The 18,004-nt window shown below is 45.2% G+C and carries 14 protein-coding genes and 13 tRNA genes; 16 read left to right on the top strand and 11 right to left on the bottom strand.

Annotation, left to right across the window (positions count from 1 at the left end):
- Positions 1-67: 67 nt before the first annotated feature.
- From OCU74_RS04660 to OCU74_RS04585, 16 genes are all read left to right on the top strand, one after another.
- Entirely contained in the window at positions 68-1,012 is a 945-nt protein-coding gene (locus tag OCU74_RS04660) for a ribose-phosphate pyrophosphokinase (RefSeq protein WP_087480465.1), read from the top strand.
- Between the two features lie 201 nt (positions 1,013-1,213).
- Complete coding sequence (gene pth, locus OCU74_RS04655; protein WP_087480464.1) at positions 1,214-1,804, top strand: aminoacyl-tRNA hydrolase; 591 nt, start codon at positions 1,214-1,216, stop codon at positions 1,802-1,804.
- Positions 1,805-1,814: 10 nt separating this feature from the next.
- Entirely contained in the window at positions 1,815-2,906 is a 1,092-nt protein-coding gene (ychF, locus tag OCU74_RS04650; protein ID WP_087480463.1) for a redox-regulated ATPase YchF, read from the top strand.
- 284 nt (positions 2,907-3,190) lie between these two features.
- Positions 3,191-3,267: transfer RNA gene (locus tag OCU74_RS04645), tRNA-Met, on the top strand.
- Positions 3,268-3,311: 44 nt separating this feature from the next.
- A tRNA-Leu gene (locus OCU74_RS04640) sits at positions 3,312-3,396 on the top strand.
- A 35-nt stretch (positions 3,397-3,431) separates the two neighbouring features.
- Positions 3,432-3,506: transfer RNA gene (locus OCU74_RS04635), tRNA-Gln, on the top strand.
- Positions 3,507-3,585: 79 nt separating this feature from the next.
- Positions 3,586-3,662: transfer RNA gene (locus OCU74_RS04630), tRNA-Met, on the top strand.
- A gap of 25 nt (positions 3,663-3,687) precedes the next feature.
- Positions 3,688-3,774: transfer RNA gene (locus tag OCU74_RS04625), tRNA-Leu, on the top strand.
- A 14-nt stretch (positions 3,775-3,788) separates the two neighbouring features.
- A tRNA-Gln gene (locus OCU74_RS04620) sits at positions 3,789-3,863 on the top strand.
- 56 nt (positions 3,864-3,919) lie between these two features.
- Positions 3,920-4,004: transfer RNA gene (locus OCU74_RS04615), tRNA-Leu, on the top strand.
- 34 nt (positions 4,005-4,038) lie between these two features.
- Positions 4,039-4,113, top strand: a tRNA-Gln gene (locus OCU74_RS04610).
- Positions 4,114-4,174: 61 nt separating this feature from the next.
- Positions 4,175-4,259: transfer RNA gene (locus tag OCU74_RS04605), tRNA-Leu, on the top strand.
- A 32-nt stretch (positions 4,260-4,291) separates the two neighbouring features.
- Positions 4,292-4,368 (top strand) — tRNA-Met (locus OCU74_RS04600).
- 25 nt (positions 4,369-4,393) lie between these two features.
- A tRNA-Leu gene (locus OCU74_RS04595) sits at positions 4,394-4,480 on the top strand.
- 14 nt (positions 4,481-4,494) lie between these two features.
- Positions 4,495-4,569 (top strand) — tRNA-Gln (locus OCU74_RS04590).
- 51 nt (positions 4,570-4,620) lie between these two features.
- Positions 4,621-4,705 (top strand) — tRNA-Leu (locus OCU74_RS04585).
- Between the two features lie 136 nt (positions 4,706-4,841).
- Here the strand turns inward: OCU74_RS04585 and OCU74_RS04580 are convergent.
- The 11 genes from OCU74_RS04580 to flgD form a co-directional block, all read right to left on the bottom strand.
- A complete protein-coding gene (locus tag OCU74_RS04580) occupies positions 4,842-5,975 on the bottom strand; it encodes a flagellin (protein ID WP_087480462.1) in 1,134 nt (377 codons plus the stop codon).
- 536 nt (positions 5,976-6,511) lie between these two features.
- Complete coding sequence (locus tag OCU74_RS04575; RefSeq protein ID WP_087480461.1) at positions 6,512-7,651, bottom strand: flagellin; 1,140 nt, start codon at positions 7,649-7,651, stop codon at positions 6,512-6,514.
- Between the two features lie 420 nt (positions 7,652-8,071).
- Complete coding sequence (gene flgL, locus OCU74_RS04570) at positions 8,072-9,265, bottom strand: flagellar hook-associated protein FlgL (protein ID WP_087480460.1); 1,194 nt, start codon at positions 9,263-9,265, stop codon at positions 8,072-8,074.
- 13 nt (positions 9,266-9,278) lie between these two features.
- Positions 9,279-11,153, bottom strand: a complete 1,875-nt coding sequence (flgK, locus tag OCU74_RS04565) for a flagellar hook-associated protein FlgK (protein ID WP_087480459.1) — start codon at positions 11,151-11,153, stop codon at positions 9,279-9,281.
- A 152-nt stretch (positions 11,154-11,305) separates the two neighbouring features.
- Positions 11,306-12,232: a flagellar assembly peptidoglycan hydrolase FlgJ gene (gene flgJ / locus OCU74_RS04560; RefSeq protein WP_087480458.1), complete on the bottom strand. Its 927-nt coding sequence runs from the start codon at positions 12,230-12,232 to the stop codon at positions 11,306-11,308.
- An 11-nt stretch (positions 12,233-12,243) separates the two neighbouring features.
- Positions 12,244-13,335 carry a flagellar basal body P-ring protein FlgI gene (locus OCU74_RS04555; RefSeq protein ID WP_087480457.1) on the bottom strand — a complete coding sequence of 364 codons (1,092 nt, stop codon included), beginning with the start codon at positions 13,333-13,335 and terminating at the stop codon, positions 12,244-12,246.
- 68 nt (positions 13,336-13,403) lie between these two features.
- Entirely contained in the window at positions 13,404-14,186 is a 783-nt protein-coding gene (flgH, locus tag OCU74_RS04550) for a flagellar basal body L-ring protein FlgH (protein ID WP_087480456.1), read from the bottom strand.
- Positions 14,187-14,212: 26 nt separating this feature from the next.
- Positions 14,213-15,001, bottom strand: a complete 789-nt coding sequence (gene flgG, locus OCU74_RS04545; protein WP_087480455.1) for a flagellar basal-body rod protein FlgG — start codon at positions 14,999-15,001, stop codon at positions 14,213-14,215.
- Between the two features lie 19 nt (positions 15,002-15,020).
- Entirely contained in the window at positions 15,021-15,770 is a 750-nt protein-coding gene (gene flgF, locus OCU74_RS04540; RefSeq protein WP_087480454.1) for a flagellar basal-body rod protein FlgF, read from the bottom strand.
- A 184-nt stretch (positions 15,771-15,954) separates the two neighbouring features.
- A complete protein-coding gene (flgE, locus tag OCU74_RS04535) occupies positions 15,955-17,259 on the bottom strand; it encodes a flagellar hook protein FlgE (RefSeq protein WP_087480453.1) in 1,305 nt (434 codons plus the stop codon).
- Positions 17,260-17,284: 25 nt separating this feature from the next.
- Positions 17,285-17,995 (bottom strand): flagellar hook assembly protein FlgD, encoded by a 711-nt coding sequence (gene flgD, locus OCU74_RS04530; protein ID WP_087480452.1) that lies wholly within the window; start codon positions 17,993-17,995, stop codon positions 17,285-17,287.
- Positions 17,996-18,004: the final 9 nt, after the last annotated feature.

Raw genomic sequence — 18,004 nt, 5'->3', positions numbered from 1 at the left:
CAAGGGTATGTTCAATCGACCACACCCAACCTATTTAAATACTGGACGCAACCCTGAGGTTTCCACCGTGCCTGATATGAAGCTATTTGCCGGTAACGCTACCCCTGAACTAGCTCAACGTATTGCTGATCGCTTGTATATTTCCCTTGGAGATGCCACTGTTTCCCGTTTTTCAGACGGTGAAGTTGCTGTGCAAATCAACGAAAATGTGCGAGGAAGCGACGTATTTCTCATTCAATCAACCTGTGCACCAACCAACGACAACCTGATGGAACTCGTGGTCATGATTGATGCGATGCGCCGTGCTTCAGCAGGCCGTATTACCGCTGTTATCCCTTATTTTGGATATGCTCGCCAAGATCGTCGTGTCCGTTCTGCCCGTGTACCGATCACTGCGAAAGTCGTCGCCGATTTTCTCTCTAACGTTGGTGTTGACCGCGTATTGACGATCGATCTGCACGCCGAACAGATTCAAGGTTTCTTTGATGTACCTGTAGACAACATTTTCGGAACTCCTGTCCTGCTGGAAGATATGAAAGCACGGAGTCTGGAAGATCCGGTTGTCGTGTCACCTGACTTAGGTGGCGTCGTTCGCGCCCGGGCAACAGCAAAAGCACTCGGCGACATTGACATCGCAATTGTCGATAAACGCCGTCCCCGTGCAAACGTTTCTGAAGTAATGAACCTCATTGGTGATGTTGAAGGTCGCGACTGTGTTATCGTCGATGACATGATCGATACCGGCGGTACACTATGCAAAGCTGCTGAAGCTTTAAAAGAACGTGGTGCCAAACGTGTGTTTGCCTATGCAACTCACGCAGTATTCTCCGGTAATGCTCCGAAAAATATTAAAAATTCGGTGCTGGATCAGGTGATTATTACTGACTCAATCACGCTTTCCAAAGAAATGCAGGCAACGGGTCGGGTCACACAGTTGACACTATCGACTATGCTCGCCGAAGCAATTCGCCGAATCAGCAATGAAGAATCGATCTCTGCGATGTTCAACTAATTCGTACCTTTTTATCGATGAAAGCATCTCATTTGAGATGCTTTTTTATTTCCAGCACATACTGAGCGACATGAAACATCCCAGATGCGCCTCTGGCAGAAATTGCCGGGTAACAATGCAATAACACCGGAAGTTTGGGGATAAAAATTTCTGTGCTATCATACCGCGCTTTTAGTTTTAGACATCAGAGAGAGCCTGACCGTGAGTCAATCCATAAAACTACTTGTTGGGCTAGCCAACCCAGGTCCGGAGTACGCCAGAACAAGGCACAATGCCGGAGCATGGGTCGTCGAAGAGTTAGCCCGTGTTCATCGTGTGGTGTTAAAAAACGAACCCAAATTTTTTGGCCTGACCGGAAGAGTAACACTGAATGGTCAGGATTTACGTTTACTGATTCCGACAACGTATATGAACTTATCCGGGAAAGCAGTTTCAGCTCTGGCAAAGTTTTATCAGATTCAGCCGGAAGAGATTATGGTTGCTCATGATGAGCTTGATTTACCTCCCGGTGTTGCCAAATTTAAGCAGGGCGGCAGTCATGGTGGTCATAACGGTTTAAAAGATACCATCAGTAAACTGGGAAACAATAAAGAATTCTATCGGCTCCGGATCGGTATCGGTCATCCGGGCCACAAAGATAAAGTTACAGGTTATGTGTTAGGTAAGGCTCCTGAAAAAGAACAGGAATGCCTCAATGCCGCCGTAGACGAGTCTGTCCGCTGTCTGGACATATTGCTCAAAGATGGTCTCACGAAAGCACAAAATCGTTTACACACGTTCAAAGCTGAATAAGGTTACAGTCATGGGGTTTAAATGTGGCATTGTTGGTTTACCAAACGTCGGAAAATCAACACTTTTTAACGCTTTAACCAAAGCAGGAATTGAAGCGGCAAACTTTCCGTTTTGTACTATCGAACCAAATACAGGGATTGTTCCTGTTCCGGATTTGCGTCTTGACGCACTGGCTAAAATTGTCAATCCCGAACGGATATTGCCGACAACAATGGAATTTGTCGATATTGCCGGTCTGGTTGCCGGAGCATCCAAAGGTGAAGGGCTGGGAAATAAGTTTCTGGCTAATATCCGGGAAACCGACGCTATCGGTCATGTTGTCCGCTGCTTCGAAAATGAAAACATTGTTCATGTAGCAGGAAAAGTATCTCCAATAGAAGATATCGAAGTCATCAATCTGGAATTAGCCTTGGCTGACTTAGATACTTGTGAACGTGCTATCCAGCGCCAGGCAAAACGCGCTAAAGGTGGAGATAAAGCCGCAAAATTTGAAGTTGCCGTACTGGAAAAGCTTCTTCCGGTGTTAACCGAAGGTGGCATGGCTCGTAGCGTAGAACTGGCAAAAGAGGAACTGGCGGCCATTGGTTACCTCAACTTCCTGACACTGAAACCAACCATGTATATTGCTAATGTCAATGAAGATGGTTTTGAAGATAATCCTTATCTGGATGCCGTCCGGGAATTTGCCGCTAAAGAAAATAATGTTGTCGTTGCCGTCTGTGCCGCTATCGAATCCGAGCTAGCAGAGCTAGACGACGAAGAACGTGATGAGTTTCTTGCTGATCTGGGTATCGAAGAGCCGGGGTTAAACCGTGTAATTCGCTCAGGATATGAATTGCTTGAGCTACACACTTACTTTACAGCCGGTGTAAAAGAAGTCAGAGCCTGGACGACACCAGTAGGTTCAACGGCACCGCAGGCTGCCGGGAAAATCCACACAGATTTCGAACGAGGCTTTATCCGGGCAGAAGTCGTCGGTTATGACGATTTCATCCAATATAACGGAGAAAGTGGCGCGAAAGAAGCTGGGAAATGGCGTCTGGAAGGGAAAGACTATATCGTCAAAGATGGAGATGTTATCCATTTCCGGTTCAATGTCTGATTTCCCTTTAAATGTGATCTGAAATAAAGGCCCTCAATGAGGGTCTTTATTGTTTCTATAGCTATTTTTTTGTCATTCCATCACTTCATATTAGGTAGACAGCACACATCCTCAGTCAGTTGATTTTCGAGTTATTTTGTCTATAAACACCGCGGTTTGACTAAAAAAAACACGAACAGCTGTTTTTCAGCGATTTATTAAAAAAAACTATTGACGCTCTCAACCCATATCCGCATAATGCGCTCCGTTCTCGGGAATATGGCTTCCCTATTCTGAGGTATTGTGGCTACGTAGCTCAGCTGGTTAGAGCACATCACTCATAATGATGGGGTCACAGGTTCAAATCCCGTCGTAGCCACCATTTCCTAAGCGCTTTCTCTGGTGGAAAGTTTTTAGGAAATATATGCGGAAGTGGCGAAATTGGTAGACGCACCAGATTTAGGTTCTGGCGCCGCAAGGTGTGAGAGTTCAAGTCTCTCCTTCCGCACCATAATTTGTGTTACTTCAAAATGAAGTAACAACAACAGGTCTATCGCCAAGTGGTAAGGCAACGGGTTTTGATCCCGTCATCCCCTGGTTCGAATCCAGGTAGACCTGCCATATTTAAATTTGTCTCGATCTGTAAAAAAGAGATTGAAACAAAGAGCGGGATTTATTATATTGTCTCGCTCCAAAATGAGGCTACGTAGCTCAGCTGGTTAGAGCACATCACTCATAATGATGGGGTCACAGGTTCAAATCCCGTCGTAGCCACCATATTTTATTCTTTTGCTACTCACATGCGGTGGTGGCGGAATTGGTAGACGCGCTAGCTTCAGGTGCTAGTGTCCGTTAGGACGTGAGGGTTCAAGTCCCTCCCTCCGCACCAGCAAAAGAAATTACAGGTCTATCGCCAAGTGGTAAGGCAACGGGTTTTGATCCCGTCATTCCCTGGTTCGAATCCAGGTAGACCTGCCATTATTTATTGACTCCAATGGCTTGGGGTTAGAGCTGAAAGCTCAAGACAGACTGACGCGGAAGTGGCGAAATTGGTAGACGCACCAGATTTAGGTTCTGGCGCCGCAAGGTGTGAGAGTTCAAGTCTCTCCTTCCGCACCATAATTATGTTATTTCAGAATGAAGTAACGACTGCAGGTCTATCGCCAAGTGGTAAGGCAACGGGTTTTGATCCCGTCATCCCCTGGTTCGAATCCAGGTAGACCTGCCATTATTTATTCATTAACCTCAATTGAATTGAGGTTAGAGCAGAAAGCTCAAGACAAACAGATGCGGAAGTGGCGAAATTGGTAGACGCACCAGATTTAGGTTCTGGCGCCGCAAGGTGTGAGAGTTCAAGTCTCTCCTTCCGCACCACGAATTAGTTATCAGACTGATAACTGAATTATGGCTACGTAGCTCAGCTGGTTAGAGCACATCACTCATAATGATGGGGTCACAGGTTCAAATCCCGTCGTAGCCACCATGTTTTATTCTTTTGCTACTTATATGCGGTGGTGGCGGAATTGGTAGACGCGCTAGCTTCAGGTGCTAGTGTCCGTTAGGACGTGAGGGTTCAAGTCCCTCCCTCCGCACCAGCAAAAGAAATTACAGGTCTATCGCCAAGTGGTAAGGCAACGGGTTTTGATCCCGTCATCCCCTGGTTCGAATCCAGGTAGACCTGCCATTATTCATTAATTGACTGGAGTTAGAGCAATAAAGCTCAAGACAGACTAGCGCGGAAGTGGCGAAATTGGTAGACGCACCAGATTTAGGTTCTGGCGCCGCAAGGTGTGAGAGTTCAAGTCTCTCCTTCCGCACCATATAGAATAACCCAGACATTGTCTGGGTTTTATTTTTCCTGAAAGTTTAAGCTATCTTTTGTCAAAAACTTCTTCTTTATAGATAAGCATAAAAAATCCAGCCGAAGCTGGATTTTTTCGTTCAGTTCAGAAGTACTTATCCAAGTAATCCTAATGCTGCACTTGGCGCCTGTTTGGCCTGAGCCAAAACGGAGCTTGATGCCTGAGAAAGGATTTGAGACTTAGTCAATGCTGTTGTTTCTTTAGCAAAGTCAGTGTCTTTGATCCGGCTTCTTGATGCATTCACGTTTTCATTGATGTTATCTAAGTTACTGATAGCATGTCCGAAACGGTTCTGGAATGCACCGAGTTCAGCACGGTGACTATCAACGTATTTCAGCGCCGCATCGACAACTGCAACAGACTGTTGAGCTCCACCGACCGAAGTAACATCAATATTACTTACTGTTGTCGCTTGTCCACCCGACAGACCGAGCTCTCCAGCCAGACTTCCACCGAAGCTAACTTCGCCATCCACCTTGTTATTATCAGTGAACAACTGCAGTTTGCCTTCGTCATCGACGGAAGCCTTCACCATGTCAGTCTGACCATTAATATATGTTGCAAGCTCTTCGATATCATCGCCAGCTTTTGCACTAATATTAATAGTCTGTTCTCCGGTGAGTCTGTCATTCAGAGTAATTGACAGATCATTGGAGCCGCTCTGGACCTGCCAGTCTTTGCTCTGACCATTCTCTGCAATATATGACGTGCCTCCCATCATACTATTGTCGCTACGCATATCTTTCAGATGCAGCATCACGGCTTCACCGCTGTCAGAACCAATCTGGAAAGATTTTGTATCGAAAGTACCGTTCAGAAGTTTGTTACCGCCGAATGATGTCGTTTCCGCAACACGGTTTAATTCATCATTCAATGCTGTAATTTCTTCCTGAATCGCAACACGATCAGATTTTGAGTTGGAACCATTCGCTGATTGAAGAGACAAGTCTCTCATCCGTTGCAAAATGCTGGTGGTTTCATTCATCGCCCCTTCAGCTGTTTGAGCAATCGAAATACCATCATTTGCGTTACGAACAGCAACACCCAATCCCCGGCTTTGAACACTCAAACGATTTGAGATTTGAAGGCCTGCCGAATCGTCTTTAGCACTGTTGATCCGATATCCTGAGGATAACCGTTCCATTGATGAGTTCATCGACTTCGTTGCGCTATTGAGATAGCGTTGAGCCGTCATCGCAGAAACGTTTGTGTTTACATTAACCGCCATAGTGGTTTCTCCTATTGATTTTCCGACGTCGCGGAAATTCTTGACCGTTTTCCGACGTCTCGGAAAAACATAGTTCTCTCAAAGTTCGATCTTTTAGCGACTCAAAAATGATTTCCTTTAGGAAAAAGATGGAATTTTCGTAGTGCGAATAACCAGACGATAGATAAACGAGAGAGGAAACACAAAAACGATATGCAACTAAGATAATTATTTAAGTTTTTGACTTTTGTGCCGAGTGGCTTGAATCCATATTATATATGAGCTCACAGACACTTTATCCAGAGAATAAGCAAGTGGAAGATAGTACAGAAAAGAGAAAAGCCCCTTATCTTTGAGAGAACCGGGGCTATTGGTGGTAGCCAACCATGTGGAGATCAAGAGAAATGAACACATCCTGGCTGACCGGGCGTATGATGCGGAATGAATATAAAGCAGGTGTTAAACTTGAGAGAGCTTTATATCATCCACAGATCACACTTTACCAAAGAGGCTTTACCGTATACCCACGTCTGGGACGGACGATAAAGTCCCTGTTACTACTGCAATAGTGACAATGCAGAGTTTGGTAACTGTTTTGCCTGAGCAAGTATTGAAGTACCTGCCTGTTGCAATATCTGAGCTTTTGTCATTTGCGTTGTTTCTTTCGCAAAATCGGTATCTTTAATCCGGCTCTTCGACGCTTCAACGTTCTCCTGAATATTTGCCAGGTTATTGATACTGTGACTTAAACGGTTCTGCTTCGCCCCTAAATCTGCACGCTGAGAATCTACATATTTCAACGCCGCATCAAGGACACCAACAGAGTTCTGAGAGTTACCGATATCCAGAATATCCGTTGTTTGTACGGTAGTATTCTGTCCCGGACCACCATCAAGACCAAGTTCTGTTGCCAGCCCACCAGAGATGGAAAGGTTACCCTGAAGATCTGACTCCTGCATGAAGAGCTGCAAACGACCTTCATCATCCACTGAGGCAGTAACATCCTGAACCTGACCATTGATATAAGTTGCCAGCTCTTCAATGTCATCTCCGGGTTTTGCCATAACATCTACAGAGACTTGCTCACCATTTTTCTTGGTAAACTCCAGTTTCAGGTCACGTGCATTCGCTGGAACTCCCCAGTCCATGTCTTTGCCTAGTTCAGAGACAAAAGTCTGGCCGCCCATGCGGTGATCATCTGCCCGAATACTGGTTAATCCGACAATAATTGCCTCACCGGAACTGGCCCCAATCTGGAAAGCAGACTCACCAAATGTACCGTTCAGCAACTTACGACCACCAAATGAGGTTGTTTCTGCTATCCGGTTCAATTCATCCTGAAGGGCTGTATACTCTTCATTCAGAGCCTTCCGTTCAGATGAAGAGTTCGTACCGTTTGCTGACTGAAGTGCCAGATCCCGCATACGTTGCAATATGCTGGTTGACTCATTCATTGCCCCTTCAGCAGTCTGAGCAATCGAAATACCGTCGTTGGCGTTTCGCATAGCGACATCCAATCCCCGGGACTGAGCTGTCAAACGATTCGAAATCTGAAGACCTGCTGCATCATCTTTTGCGCTGTTAATCCGGTTCCCCGAAGACAAACGCTCCATTGAGGTATTCAGCTCGCCCGTTGCCTTATTCAGGTAACGCTGAGCGGTCAGCGCTGACACATTGGTATTGACTGTAATGGTCATAGTTTGCTCTCCTATTGAGTCCGCAAGCTTTCTGCGAAGCGGTCAGCTTTAACTCTCATTTGGAAGCACTGACCGTAAATAACTTGCCACATCTGCAACATTGCCGGTTCCGAACCGATAACTTGCGCTCTGATAGATTTAATTCAATTACTGTGCCAACTTTGAAAATAAATTTTTTAATCTTTTATATCAGTAAGTTAAATGAAGAAAAACATTCCATTTATTTGATTTGTTCTCTCCGAGATAACTCTTTTTTCCACTTTGCCGCTTTTTTGCCGCTTAATTGCCTCACTGCAATTGTTTATCCGGCACCACTTTAATAGAGACAAAGCTTCGCTTTCTTCAAAACTTTCCATAAAGAACATCACTCAACTAAACTCCTTTCGCTACTTATGGCATGGCACATAAGGCGGATGAAAGTTAGATATAGTTGAACAAAGTTAAGTCCTTCGTTTTGCTGAAAGCCTGCTGGGATGCCTGGAGTGCCCGAGTATTTTCATTAAACTCGATCACGGCATCCGCATAATCAAGATCCTCAAAATTACTTTTAGATTTCGCCAAAGTAATTTTGAAATCTTCATGTTCCTGTTCCTGAATATCCAACGTATTCAACCGGGCACCAATATCCGTTCTGACTTTTGTCAGATGGATAAAAGCGGCATGAAATTCTCTGGTTACCTGATGAAGTTTGGCCGTAGCCGAGCCATCAGCAACAGAGTCACGCGAATATTCCATTGCTTTTTTAAAGCTATCAAAAATATCGAACGTTTTTCTGGGAGAAAGCTCTATTACATCTCCCGGAGAAATCTGTCCCTTAACTTCAATATTCAGCCCTTCGTAATTGATTCCGGTTTTCGGATCAAATTCTCCGACCTGAACAGCACTGCCATCCTGTTCCAACTGATAACCATATTGTCCGTTTCCCATATCCACAAAAGTGACGGAATATTTAGACTGGTCCTGAGGATCAGAATTGGTGGCTTTTTCCAGTAAAAGTTCAGACCCTTCCTGCAACTGATAATCCGGTTCGTAGTCGCCGAATGGATTATCGATTTGCATAAAAACTTTACTACCCGGATTGTTGAAAGGCATTTCGAGACTATTGGAGATTTTCATCTTGCGTTGATAGTCATCTCCCGCATAAGTCACATTCCCTTCTTTATCACGGAAAAACGGCTGCTTATCCGGCTTAGTGCCGGCAAAGATGAAATTGCCTAATTCATCCTGAACATTTGCCAGATTCAAAAAGTTATCAGCCAGCTCTTCAAGCTCACGCTCTTTCGCCTGACGATCCTCAGATGATAACGAACCATTAATCATCTCCATTACGGTACGTTTTGCCTCATCAGCGTAATCTTCCGCATTAGAAATAATCACTTCCTGATGACCAAGGCGGTTACGAACCAGAACGATAGAATCCAGATACTGACGCAATTGCTCTTCCTGCTGGCCAACATTCTGGATGTAGTGGGTTGCCAGAGGATTATCACTGGGAGACATCAGCTTTTTGCCTGAAGCCAACTGTGCCTGATTATGGTAAACCCTGGCTTCCTGACGACGGATATCGTTTTGAACGGCCTGATAGTTATGGAAGCTTGAGATACGACCAACCATAAGTTCTTCCTCCCTATCTCAACTGCAGAATGGTGTTGAAGGTATCGTTGGCTGTCTGCATGATTCGCGAAGATGCCATATATGCCTGTTGAAATTTCATCATATTGGCAGCTTCCTCATCGAGGTTGACACCAGAGACTGAAGCAATCCGCTCTTGTGCTGCTTCTTTCTCCAGACGGGCCACATCAGTCAGCCGGGATGCTGTCGACATTCTCAGACCAACATTGGTATTCAGGTTGTGGTAAACATCCAGAATCGTCGACTCATTATTATCCAACTGCTTATCGGTCTGGATATTCTGCATTTTCCTCAGGTTCCCGTTATCCCCTTCAGAGGGAACCAGGTTCGCTGTAAATTTATCTTTTGGTAATGCACCAGCTGATAACTCAAAAGTTGTGCCCATCACTGTAAACGGACCGGAAGGCGGATATGTTTCATTTTCCGCAACAATATTGCCTTCTTTATCTTTGACAGTGAAAGTATCACCCAACTCTGAAACATCAATTTCGAATTCTCTTAATTCTCCGGCCCGTAGAATTTTAAAAGTTGCCGTACCCTGAGCAAAAGTTGTTGAAGCCTCAAAGCTCTGAGCGGCAATTTTTGCCGGATCATTCATTTCCATCTTTATCGTTGCCGCACCGGAACGGGTTGGCCGGATCAGAACCCGCTCACCAGATCTCGGTTCATTACGAATCTCAATTCTCATACCATCGAGACGAATTTCTCCGCCACTGGGAGAAAGAACCCTCTGCTCACCGTTAGGCAGGATGGCAATATAATCACTTCCATCATAAAGCAGTGAGTACTCACCGCCTTTCAATTGGGTAACATCTTCAATATAAGCTGCCATATCAGCTTCAGAGTCCCCACTGGTAATCACCCGTTCTTTGGCAATCCGATCATCGTTAACATCGGTAAACATTAACTCGCCGATGTCTCCGTTCAGATCAAGCCCCTGAGACTGTAACTTATTCACATCATAAGAAAATGTTGTTGCAAGACGGCCTATTTCATCGAGAACATTGGGAATTTCATTATCACGCATATTAAATAATGCACCGATTTTTCCTCCCATATCTTTCGAAGTAATCGCTTTTATACCCTTGCCTTCAACCATCGCTAAACGCCATTGGTGTGTATCCGGATAACCATCAATCATCTTCAACTGACTGGCTTCGGTACCAGAAACCAAGGTATGTCCATTACCGATATGGATATTGAATCCTTCCGCATTTTTACGGGGAGTTACCGTCACTTTGGTATATTCAGAGAGTTCTTTAACCAGCTTTTCATGCTGATCCATCAAATCGTTATGCGGCCCGGGTGTACGCATCATCAGACGCTGCAAGTCCCTGATTTCCAAAGCAAGCTGGTTAATTCTTTTAATACCGAGATCCAAACCTTTATTCACCGTTTCATATTGCCGGCGAATCGTTTCATGGAAGTCGTTCAGGTTCTGAGTCATCAACTGTGACTTTTCCAAGACAACTTTACGTGCCCCCATATCATTCGGGCTATCAGCCAGAGTTTTCAGCGCATCAAACCATTCATTCATATTTTCGGGGATTTTCTTAGAGGCAACGGAAGAAAGCATCTTGGATAACATATCCAGATTCTGCTCAGTATCGCTTTTGTAGGAATAATCGGTTGTGGCAATATTTAGCTCTTTCACGGCAAACTGGTCCCATGAGCGGCGAACATTTTCCACATGTACGCCCATACCATACGTCTGACCGCCGTACATACGCGGGGCATTGACACCCTGGATTACAGACTGACGGCTGTAACCCTCTGTATTTACGTTAGATATATTGTGACCAGTTGTGTTCAGTTGTCTTTGAGATGTTAAGACACTCTGAGTCCCAATATTCAACAAGTCAGACGCCATACCGCCCCCACAAAGATAAAAATCATCAGTAAAAACTGAACCTTCTACCCATATCAAGCAATATGTGTGCCATTAAACTAATTAAAGAAAATACAATGAGTTACAAAGAAGCCGGAAGGAATTTTCCGCCCGGCAAAGAAAGGAAGAAGAGATTAATCCATCTGCTGAATCTGAGAACGTACCCGCAGTACTTTTTCCGCATATTCAGGGTCAGTTGCATAACCAGCCTGATGAATTCCCTGAATGAAGGAAGTTGCATCTCCCTGATGACTCAGCGCAGCCATATAACGAGGATTACCGGACAGGAAATTTACATAATCATTGAAACTATCCTGATACGAATCATAAGCCCGGAATGAAGCTTTCTCTACAACGGGAGTATGGCCATAATACTCCAGTGTCTGAGTCGCCATTTTATCACCCTGCCAGCTGCGATCAGCTTTAATATTAAACAGGTTATGGCTACTTCCCCGGGAGTTGGCAACAACTTTAGTTCCCCACCCGGTTTCCAGTGCCGCCTGTGCCAACAATACAGAGGCATCGACGCCAAGAACCCGGGCTGCTTTTTCTGCATAAGGTCTTAAAGAATGAATAAAGGATTCCGGCGAATCGAACCGGCGTGGTTCCGGGACCGATGCTGAATCAGCAGTACCTTTGATCTTTTCCGCATCTGAATTCTGTTGTTGATGCTCACGAATACGAGCTAAAGCCTGCTGAAGCTGATCCGGCTCTGATGTTTCTTTTGGCTTATCTCCGGCAATATTTGTCGAAAGCTGAGCGACAATCATGTCTGCCAGTCCTAACCGACCAGAAGTGCTGAGATGGCTAGCCATCTGCTCATCTAACATCTGACGGTAAAAATCTTCCGTCTTACTATGGAACAGGTCGGATTCAAATCCAGAATTTGCTTTTCTCATTGACTTGAAAAGCATCGAAGTAAACACGGCTTCAAACTGCTTTGCCGCAGCTGTCAGTGCTGATTTTTCACTCTCTGTATCTCCACTGACCGCTTTCTGGCGAAGTTTGTCCAGTTGTGTAATATCCTGTACAAAACCGATATCTTTTGCGTCATTTATCATCGGGCTACTCCTTAAATGATAATCAACTGGCCTTCAATCGCACCGGCCTGCTTCAATGCCTGCAAAATGGCCATGAGATCCGACGGCGCAGCACCAACCTCATTTACAGCCCGAACCAAATCATCCAGAGTCACCCCCGGCTGGAAGTTAAACATTTTGCCTTTCTTTTCCGTCACAGAGATATCTGAATTCGGTACCACAGCAGTCTGTCCGTTCGATAATGCGCCTGGCTGGCTTACATTCAAATTCTCTTTAATAGCAACGGTCATGCCACCATGTGTTACTGCTGCCGGTTTCAAACGAACGTACTGACCGACAACAATCGTTCCGGTGCGTGAATTGACGATAATCTTAGCAGCACCAACCGCAGTATTAAATTCAAGGTTTTCAATTGCAGAGAGAAAAGCCACTCTCTGTCCGGCATCTCTGGGTGCCCTAACCTGAACCGATGTTGCATCAATAGCTGTCGCCATTTGGGGACCAAGAAACTGATTGACGGTATCGGCCATACGCTGTGCTGTCGTAAAGTCTGAATCAAGCAGATTAAATGTAATATAATCTCCCCGGGCAAACGGGTTCGGCACTTCACGTTCAACCGTTGCCCCATTGGAAATCATCCCGACCGTTGGATTATTCCCGACAATTTTTGAACCATCGGCACCACTGGCACTGAAACCACTGACGACAAGGTTGCCCTGAGCGACAGCATAAACCTGCCCGTCCAGCCCTTTCAGGAAAGTTTGCATCAATGTTCCGCCACGTAAACTTTTTGCCGAACCGATGGAAGAAATCGTCACATCAATCGTCTGTCCCTGTTTAGAGAATGCCGGCAGCTCAGCCGTTACAATGACAGCGGCAATATTTTTCGTCTGAGGTTTGGTTCCCTGCGGCAACTGAATGCCGAAATTTTGCAGCATGGCATTGAAACTCTGGTCAGAAAAAGGAGTCGATTCCCCGGTTCCCGGTAAACCGGTCACCAGACCATAACCGACGAGCTGGTTACTTCGTACACCGGCAACTTCTGCGACGTCTTTAATTCTCGCAGCCTGCCCCTGTAACGAAACAAACAGTGTCGCTAACCAGAAAAGAGTCAACTTTTTCATTTAATCTACCTTGCGTTTCTCTACCATGAACATCATTTTTAGCCAAAAAACCGACGTTCAAACTTCAGTTAAAGAGCAACATTAAAAAATCGTGCCAAGAATCCCGGTTCTTGCATATCCTGATTTGTACCAGTCCCTGAATATTGAATCCGGGCATTCGAAATACGATTCGATGAAATCGTATTATCAAACTCAATATCATCGGGACGAATCGTTCCGCTCAACCGAATATATTCATCACCGGTATTCAGTGTCAGCCATTTTTCTCCCCGGATAACCAGATTTCCGTTTGCCAGGACATCAATAACTTCAACGCTAATCGAACCAGAAATACTATTACTCTGATTGGCAGCAGAACTACCGGAGAATTTATTATCATTTTTCAGGTTGTACGAGAAATTGTAATCACCAATTTTCATATCCTGACCACCGACTGCCAGCGGATCCATAGAGGCATCATTCTGTTTCGACAAATCAGCATCGGCACTTTTTGCCGCTTTGGTACTTTCATTCAGTGTGACCGTAATAATATCACCGACTTGTCTGGGCTTTGAATCATCATACAAACTGTTGGCTGAACTCAGGTTAAACAGTGAGCCTGTCTCGGCTGCATAATGTTTCGGACGATGACTGGGGTGAATCGGAGCCCAGGCCGGATCACCGGCAACCGGATCAGTCCGATGACTCAATCCATCCAGTAATCCCTGATTGTTCCCATCCGCTGATTTATCCCCTTCAACGGCATCAACCAAAGTGGTTTCATTACCGCTCTGATCTTCCTGAGTTTCCTGTGGCATCAGCGAGCAGCCAGATAAGAAACAGATTAGACCCAGAGTAAATAAACGTTTCATCGAATGCCTCTCTCATTTAATCCCGATTAGAGCTGTTGGTTCACGTAGCTCATCATCTTATCTACTGCTGAAATGACTTTTGAATTCATCTCATATACGCGCTGCGCTTCAATCAGATTGACCAGTTCTTCTGTGACATTCACATTAGAACTTTCCAGCATCGACTGACGAACATTTCCCAAGCCATCCAATCCGGGAACTCCTTCCTGTGGGTCACCGCTGGCACCGGTTGGCAAATATAGGTTCTGTCCGACAGGTTCTAAACCACCCGGGTTAATGAAATCAACGGTGGTAATCTGGCCGACAACCTGATTATTCTGCTGCCCACGAATGCGGACGGAAACCTGCCCGTCATTCCCAACCGTCACTGATACCGCATCCTGAGGGATCACAATTTCAGGTTGTAAAGGATAACCTGAGCCTGAAGTAACAATGGTTCCTTCAGCATTCAACGTAAACTGTCCGTTCCGTGTATAGCCGATATTGCCGTCCGGCATCATGATCTGGAAGAAACCATCTCCTTCGATCATCATATCCATACTGTTATTGGTTGTTTGTACATTACCATTGGTATGAACTTTCTGAGTCGCGACGACTTTCGAGCCGGCACCAAGCATCAACCCACTCGGCAGCTCAGTGTTCTGTGAAGACTGACCTCCGGGTTGATTAATATTCTGATAAAAAAGATCTTCAAACACAGCACGACTTTTCTTAAATCCTACTGTGGAAGCGTTGGCAAGGTTGTTCGAAATCGTCGCAATATTGGTCTGCTGCGCGTCTAAACCTGTTTTACTTACCCATAGAGCCGGATGCATAACCTTCTCCTCTCACTCATTAACCGGTGCGCAGCAGAGAGTCTGAAGCTTTGTCCATCTCTTCTGCTGTACTCATCATTTTGACTTGCATTTCAAACTGACGCTGCAGATCAATGAGGTTCGTCATCTCTCCGACAGCATTGACATTGCTTCCTTCTAAAGCACCAGGCAGCAATGTCACACTTGCATCAGTATTAAATGTTGTATTGGGATCTTTTGCCCGGAACAGGCCATTGGAGTCTTTGTACAATGCGCGATTGTCCGGACGTACCAACTTGATCCGACCAACAGCTTCCATAGCATCGGCAGGAGCTCCCTGAGGAATAACGGATACGGTGCCATCTTTTCCAATTTCGATTTTACTCAAAGGAATCGGCAGTGTAATAGGAGCATCATTGTCACCGAGAACCAGACGACCACTGCCACTGGTAAGCAAACCATTTGGATCAATCTGGAAATTGCCGTTCCGGGTTAATCCTTCCGTACCCGTTTCATCCAGCACTGAAATCCATCCATCTCCCTGAATCGTGACATCAAGATCTCTTCCAGTCGTCATCACGCTCCCTTGGGCAAAATTATGCCCGGGACGCTCTGTCATACTGAAAACCCGAGTCGGCAAACCATCGCCATAGCTCTGCATAGCACGAGCCTGAGCTAAATCAGCCCGAAAGCCAGTTGTACTGACATTGGCCAGGTTGTTTGCTCTGAGCTGCATCTCTTGCATATTCTGCTTTGCACCACTCATTGCCAGAAACAATGCACGATCCATAATTGACTCCTATCACCGTCATTCAGATGATATAAAGCAATTGGTGTGCCAAATATTATTTTATTTAAAAATCAATTAATTAAAGAATAAAAAGAAGAAGAGAAACACTTTTTGCCGCAAAATTGCCGGGCAAAGAAAGGAAAGTCAGACCAACATTGCCGTCGGCCTGACTTAAAGAAGTAGATTAGCGGATTTGAAGAATCGTCTGTTGGGTTTGATTGTGCACTTCCAATGCACGGGAGTTTGCCTGGAAGTTACGCTGTGCAGAAATCAAATCCACAAGTTCCTGAGTCATATCAATATTAGATTGCTCTAATGTACCACTATTAATCGTACCAAATGACCCTTTGTTCGATTCACCCCAGATTTTATCGCCTGACGCATTGGTCGAATCCCACTGAGTACCACCTTTTTTATCCAATCCCTGTTCATTCGGAACCCGGACTAAAGCAACACGCCCCAGCGTGATATTCTCACCATTTGAATATGTACCAAGAATACTTCCTTCTTCATTCACATCCACTTTGGTCAAAAATCCAGTAGTCGCCCCGTCTTCATCAAACTTCGTGAGTTCGAATGGTGCGGCAAACTGGGTCGAAGAGTCCAATCCGAAAGAAAGTGTCTGGTTGATATCGGCACCATTAAGGTTAAGTGGATTCGCTCCGGCACCTAAAGGTTCAGAAACAACATCCTGCCCATTATTGATACTAGACAATGTGCCATCATTATTAAACTTCAGAGTATGACCGACATGTCCTGTTGGTGTTGCTGCATCACCACCGACAATATTAATCGGTTTTTCTCCCGTTGAATCAGTCATCGTATAATATACCTGCCAGGTATTCGCCTGTGTCTGATCCTTCAGGTAATAGGTTGTCATTTTGTACGCCTGTCCCATCGAGTCATAAATTGTCGATGATGTGGAGCGGTTATATGTTTCCGGATCTTCATAATCGAACAAAGCAGGATCTTTCAGGTCACCACCGGCCGGTAAGTTCACTCCGACATCAATATTGGACGTCTGCTTCGGCTTACCAAACTCAGCCGGAATATTGATTGGTGATGCTTCATAAGACAGAACATCTCCGGTCTCCGGATTCACGTTATACCCTAACATGTATTCATCATTCGAAGTGACTAAGTAATTGTCATGGTTAATATGAAAAGCACCGTTACGTGTCAACTCATTCTGCTGAGGTGTCAGGCGATCTTTTGCCACGGCAAAGAAACCGGTTCCTGAAATCCGCAAATCCATCGGGTTATTGGTGTAAATACTCGACCCTTCATGAAATTGTTGGGCGACCTTGTTTACCTGTACACCTTTCCCCGGGGTGGTTTTTGCGTTGGTAAACAACGAATTTGAATAAACATCACCAAACTCCGCACGCGATTCTTTAAAACCATAAGTATTCGCGTTGGCAATATTGTTACTGGTGGTGTTGAGGTCAAGTTGAGCGGCAGATAAGCCACTTAATGATACATATGACATCCTGAATTCTCCTATCTAGCTAGCATTACGCTTTGCCTACTTCCAGTACCTCAGCAAGTCGAACTGGCGAATCAAAGCCAGCCAGATTGAGTAGTACGTTACCATCACCTTTGCCAAGAAGAACGCTGTTGACGTTTGCATAAGTTGAAACATCAAATTCTTTGCTCTTTCCGTCTATGAGACCTGAAGCCTTCACTTTATATTTGCCACCCGGTAAAGGGTTGCCGTTTTGATCTTTGCCGTCCCATTCAATACGGTTATCGCCGCCAGGTTTTGCCCCGACATCAAATGTCCGAACCAGTTGCCCTGCAGTATCTTCGATCCGTACCAGCAAGTTATCGACTGCTTCCGGCAGTTTCACCATTGCAGCCATGCTACCAGCATCTTTCTTCACCCCGCTGGCTCCGGGAACAAGTACGTCCCTCCCAACCAGTGAAGATGCCTGCAATGCCTGATTCGAGGTCATCGATGAATTGAGGCTCTCAAACTGAGAGTTCATCTTCCCGATACCATCAACGGTTGCAAATGATGCCATCTGAGCGATCATTTGGTCATTACTGACCGGCTTAAACGGATCCTGCTGTGCAAGTTGTTTGGTGAGCAGAGATAAGAAATCTTCCTGCTTCAGATCCTGCTTACCAGTGACCTCATCAGGTTTCTTCTGCTCTTGAAGTTTTTTCAGTTGGTCGATATAGGACAAGCTGCCATTTTGACCAACATTATCTACTCCGGCCATATGTTATCT

The sequence above is a fragment of the Vibrio mangrovi genome (assembly GCF_024346955.1).
GTDB classification, from domain to species: Bacteria; Pseudomonadota; Gammaproteobacteria; order Enterobacterales; family Vibrionaceae; genus Vibrio; species Vibrio mangrovi.
This window is presented reverse-complemented; position numbering and strand designations above follow the sequence as displayed.

Coding starts and splice junctions, on each gene's coding strand:
- flgL (WP_087480460.1), bottom strand. CDS start 9,265: ATGGTTGGTCGTATCTCAAGCTTCCATAACTATCAGGCCGTTCAAAAC.
- flgF (WP_087480454.1), bottom strand. CDS start 15,770: ATGGATCGTGCATTGTTTCTGGCAATGAGTGGTGCAAAGCAGAATATG.
- flgD (WP_087480452.1), bottom strand. CDS start 17,995: ATGGCCGGAGTAGATAATGTTGGTCAAAATGGCAGCTTGTCCTATATC.
- flgH (WP_087480456.1), bottom strand. CDS start 14,186: ATGAAACGTTTATTTACTCTGGGTCTAATCTGTTTCTTATCTGGCTGC.
- OCU74_RS04555 (WP_087480457.1), bottom strand. CDS start 13,335: ATGAAAAAGTTGACTCTTTTCTGGTTAGCGACACTGTTTGTTTCGTTA.
- OCU74_RS04580 (WP_087480462.1), bottom strand. CDS start 5,975: ATGGCGGTTAATGTAAACACAAACGTTTCTGCGATGACGGCTCAACGC.
- OCU74_RS04575 (WP_087480461.1), bottom strand. CDS start 7,651: ATGACCATTACAGTCAATACCAATGTGTCAGCGCTGACCGCTCAGCGT.
- flgJ (WP_087480458.1), bottom strand. CDS start 12,232: ATGATAAATGACGCAAAAGATATCGGTTTTGTACAGGATATTACACAA.
- flgG (WP_087480455.1), bottom strand. CDS start 15,001: ATGCATCCGGCTCTATGGGTAAGTAAAACAGGTTTAGACGCGCAGCAG.
- ychF (WP_087480463.1), top strand. CDS start 1,815: ATGGGGTTTAAATGTGGCATTGTTGGTTTACCAAACGTCGGAAAATCA.
- flgE (WP_087480453.1), bottom strand. CDS start 17,259: ATGTCATATGTATCATTAAGTGGCTTATCTGCCGCTCAACTTGACCTC.
- flgK (WP_087480459.1), bottom strand. CDS start 11,153: ATGGCGTCTGACTTGTTGAATATTGGGACTCAGAGTGTCTTAACATCT.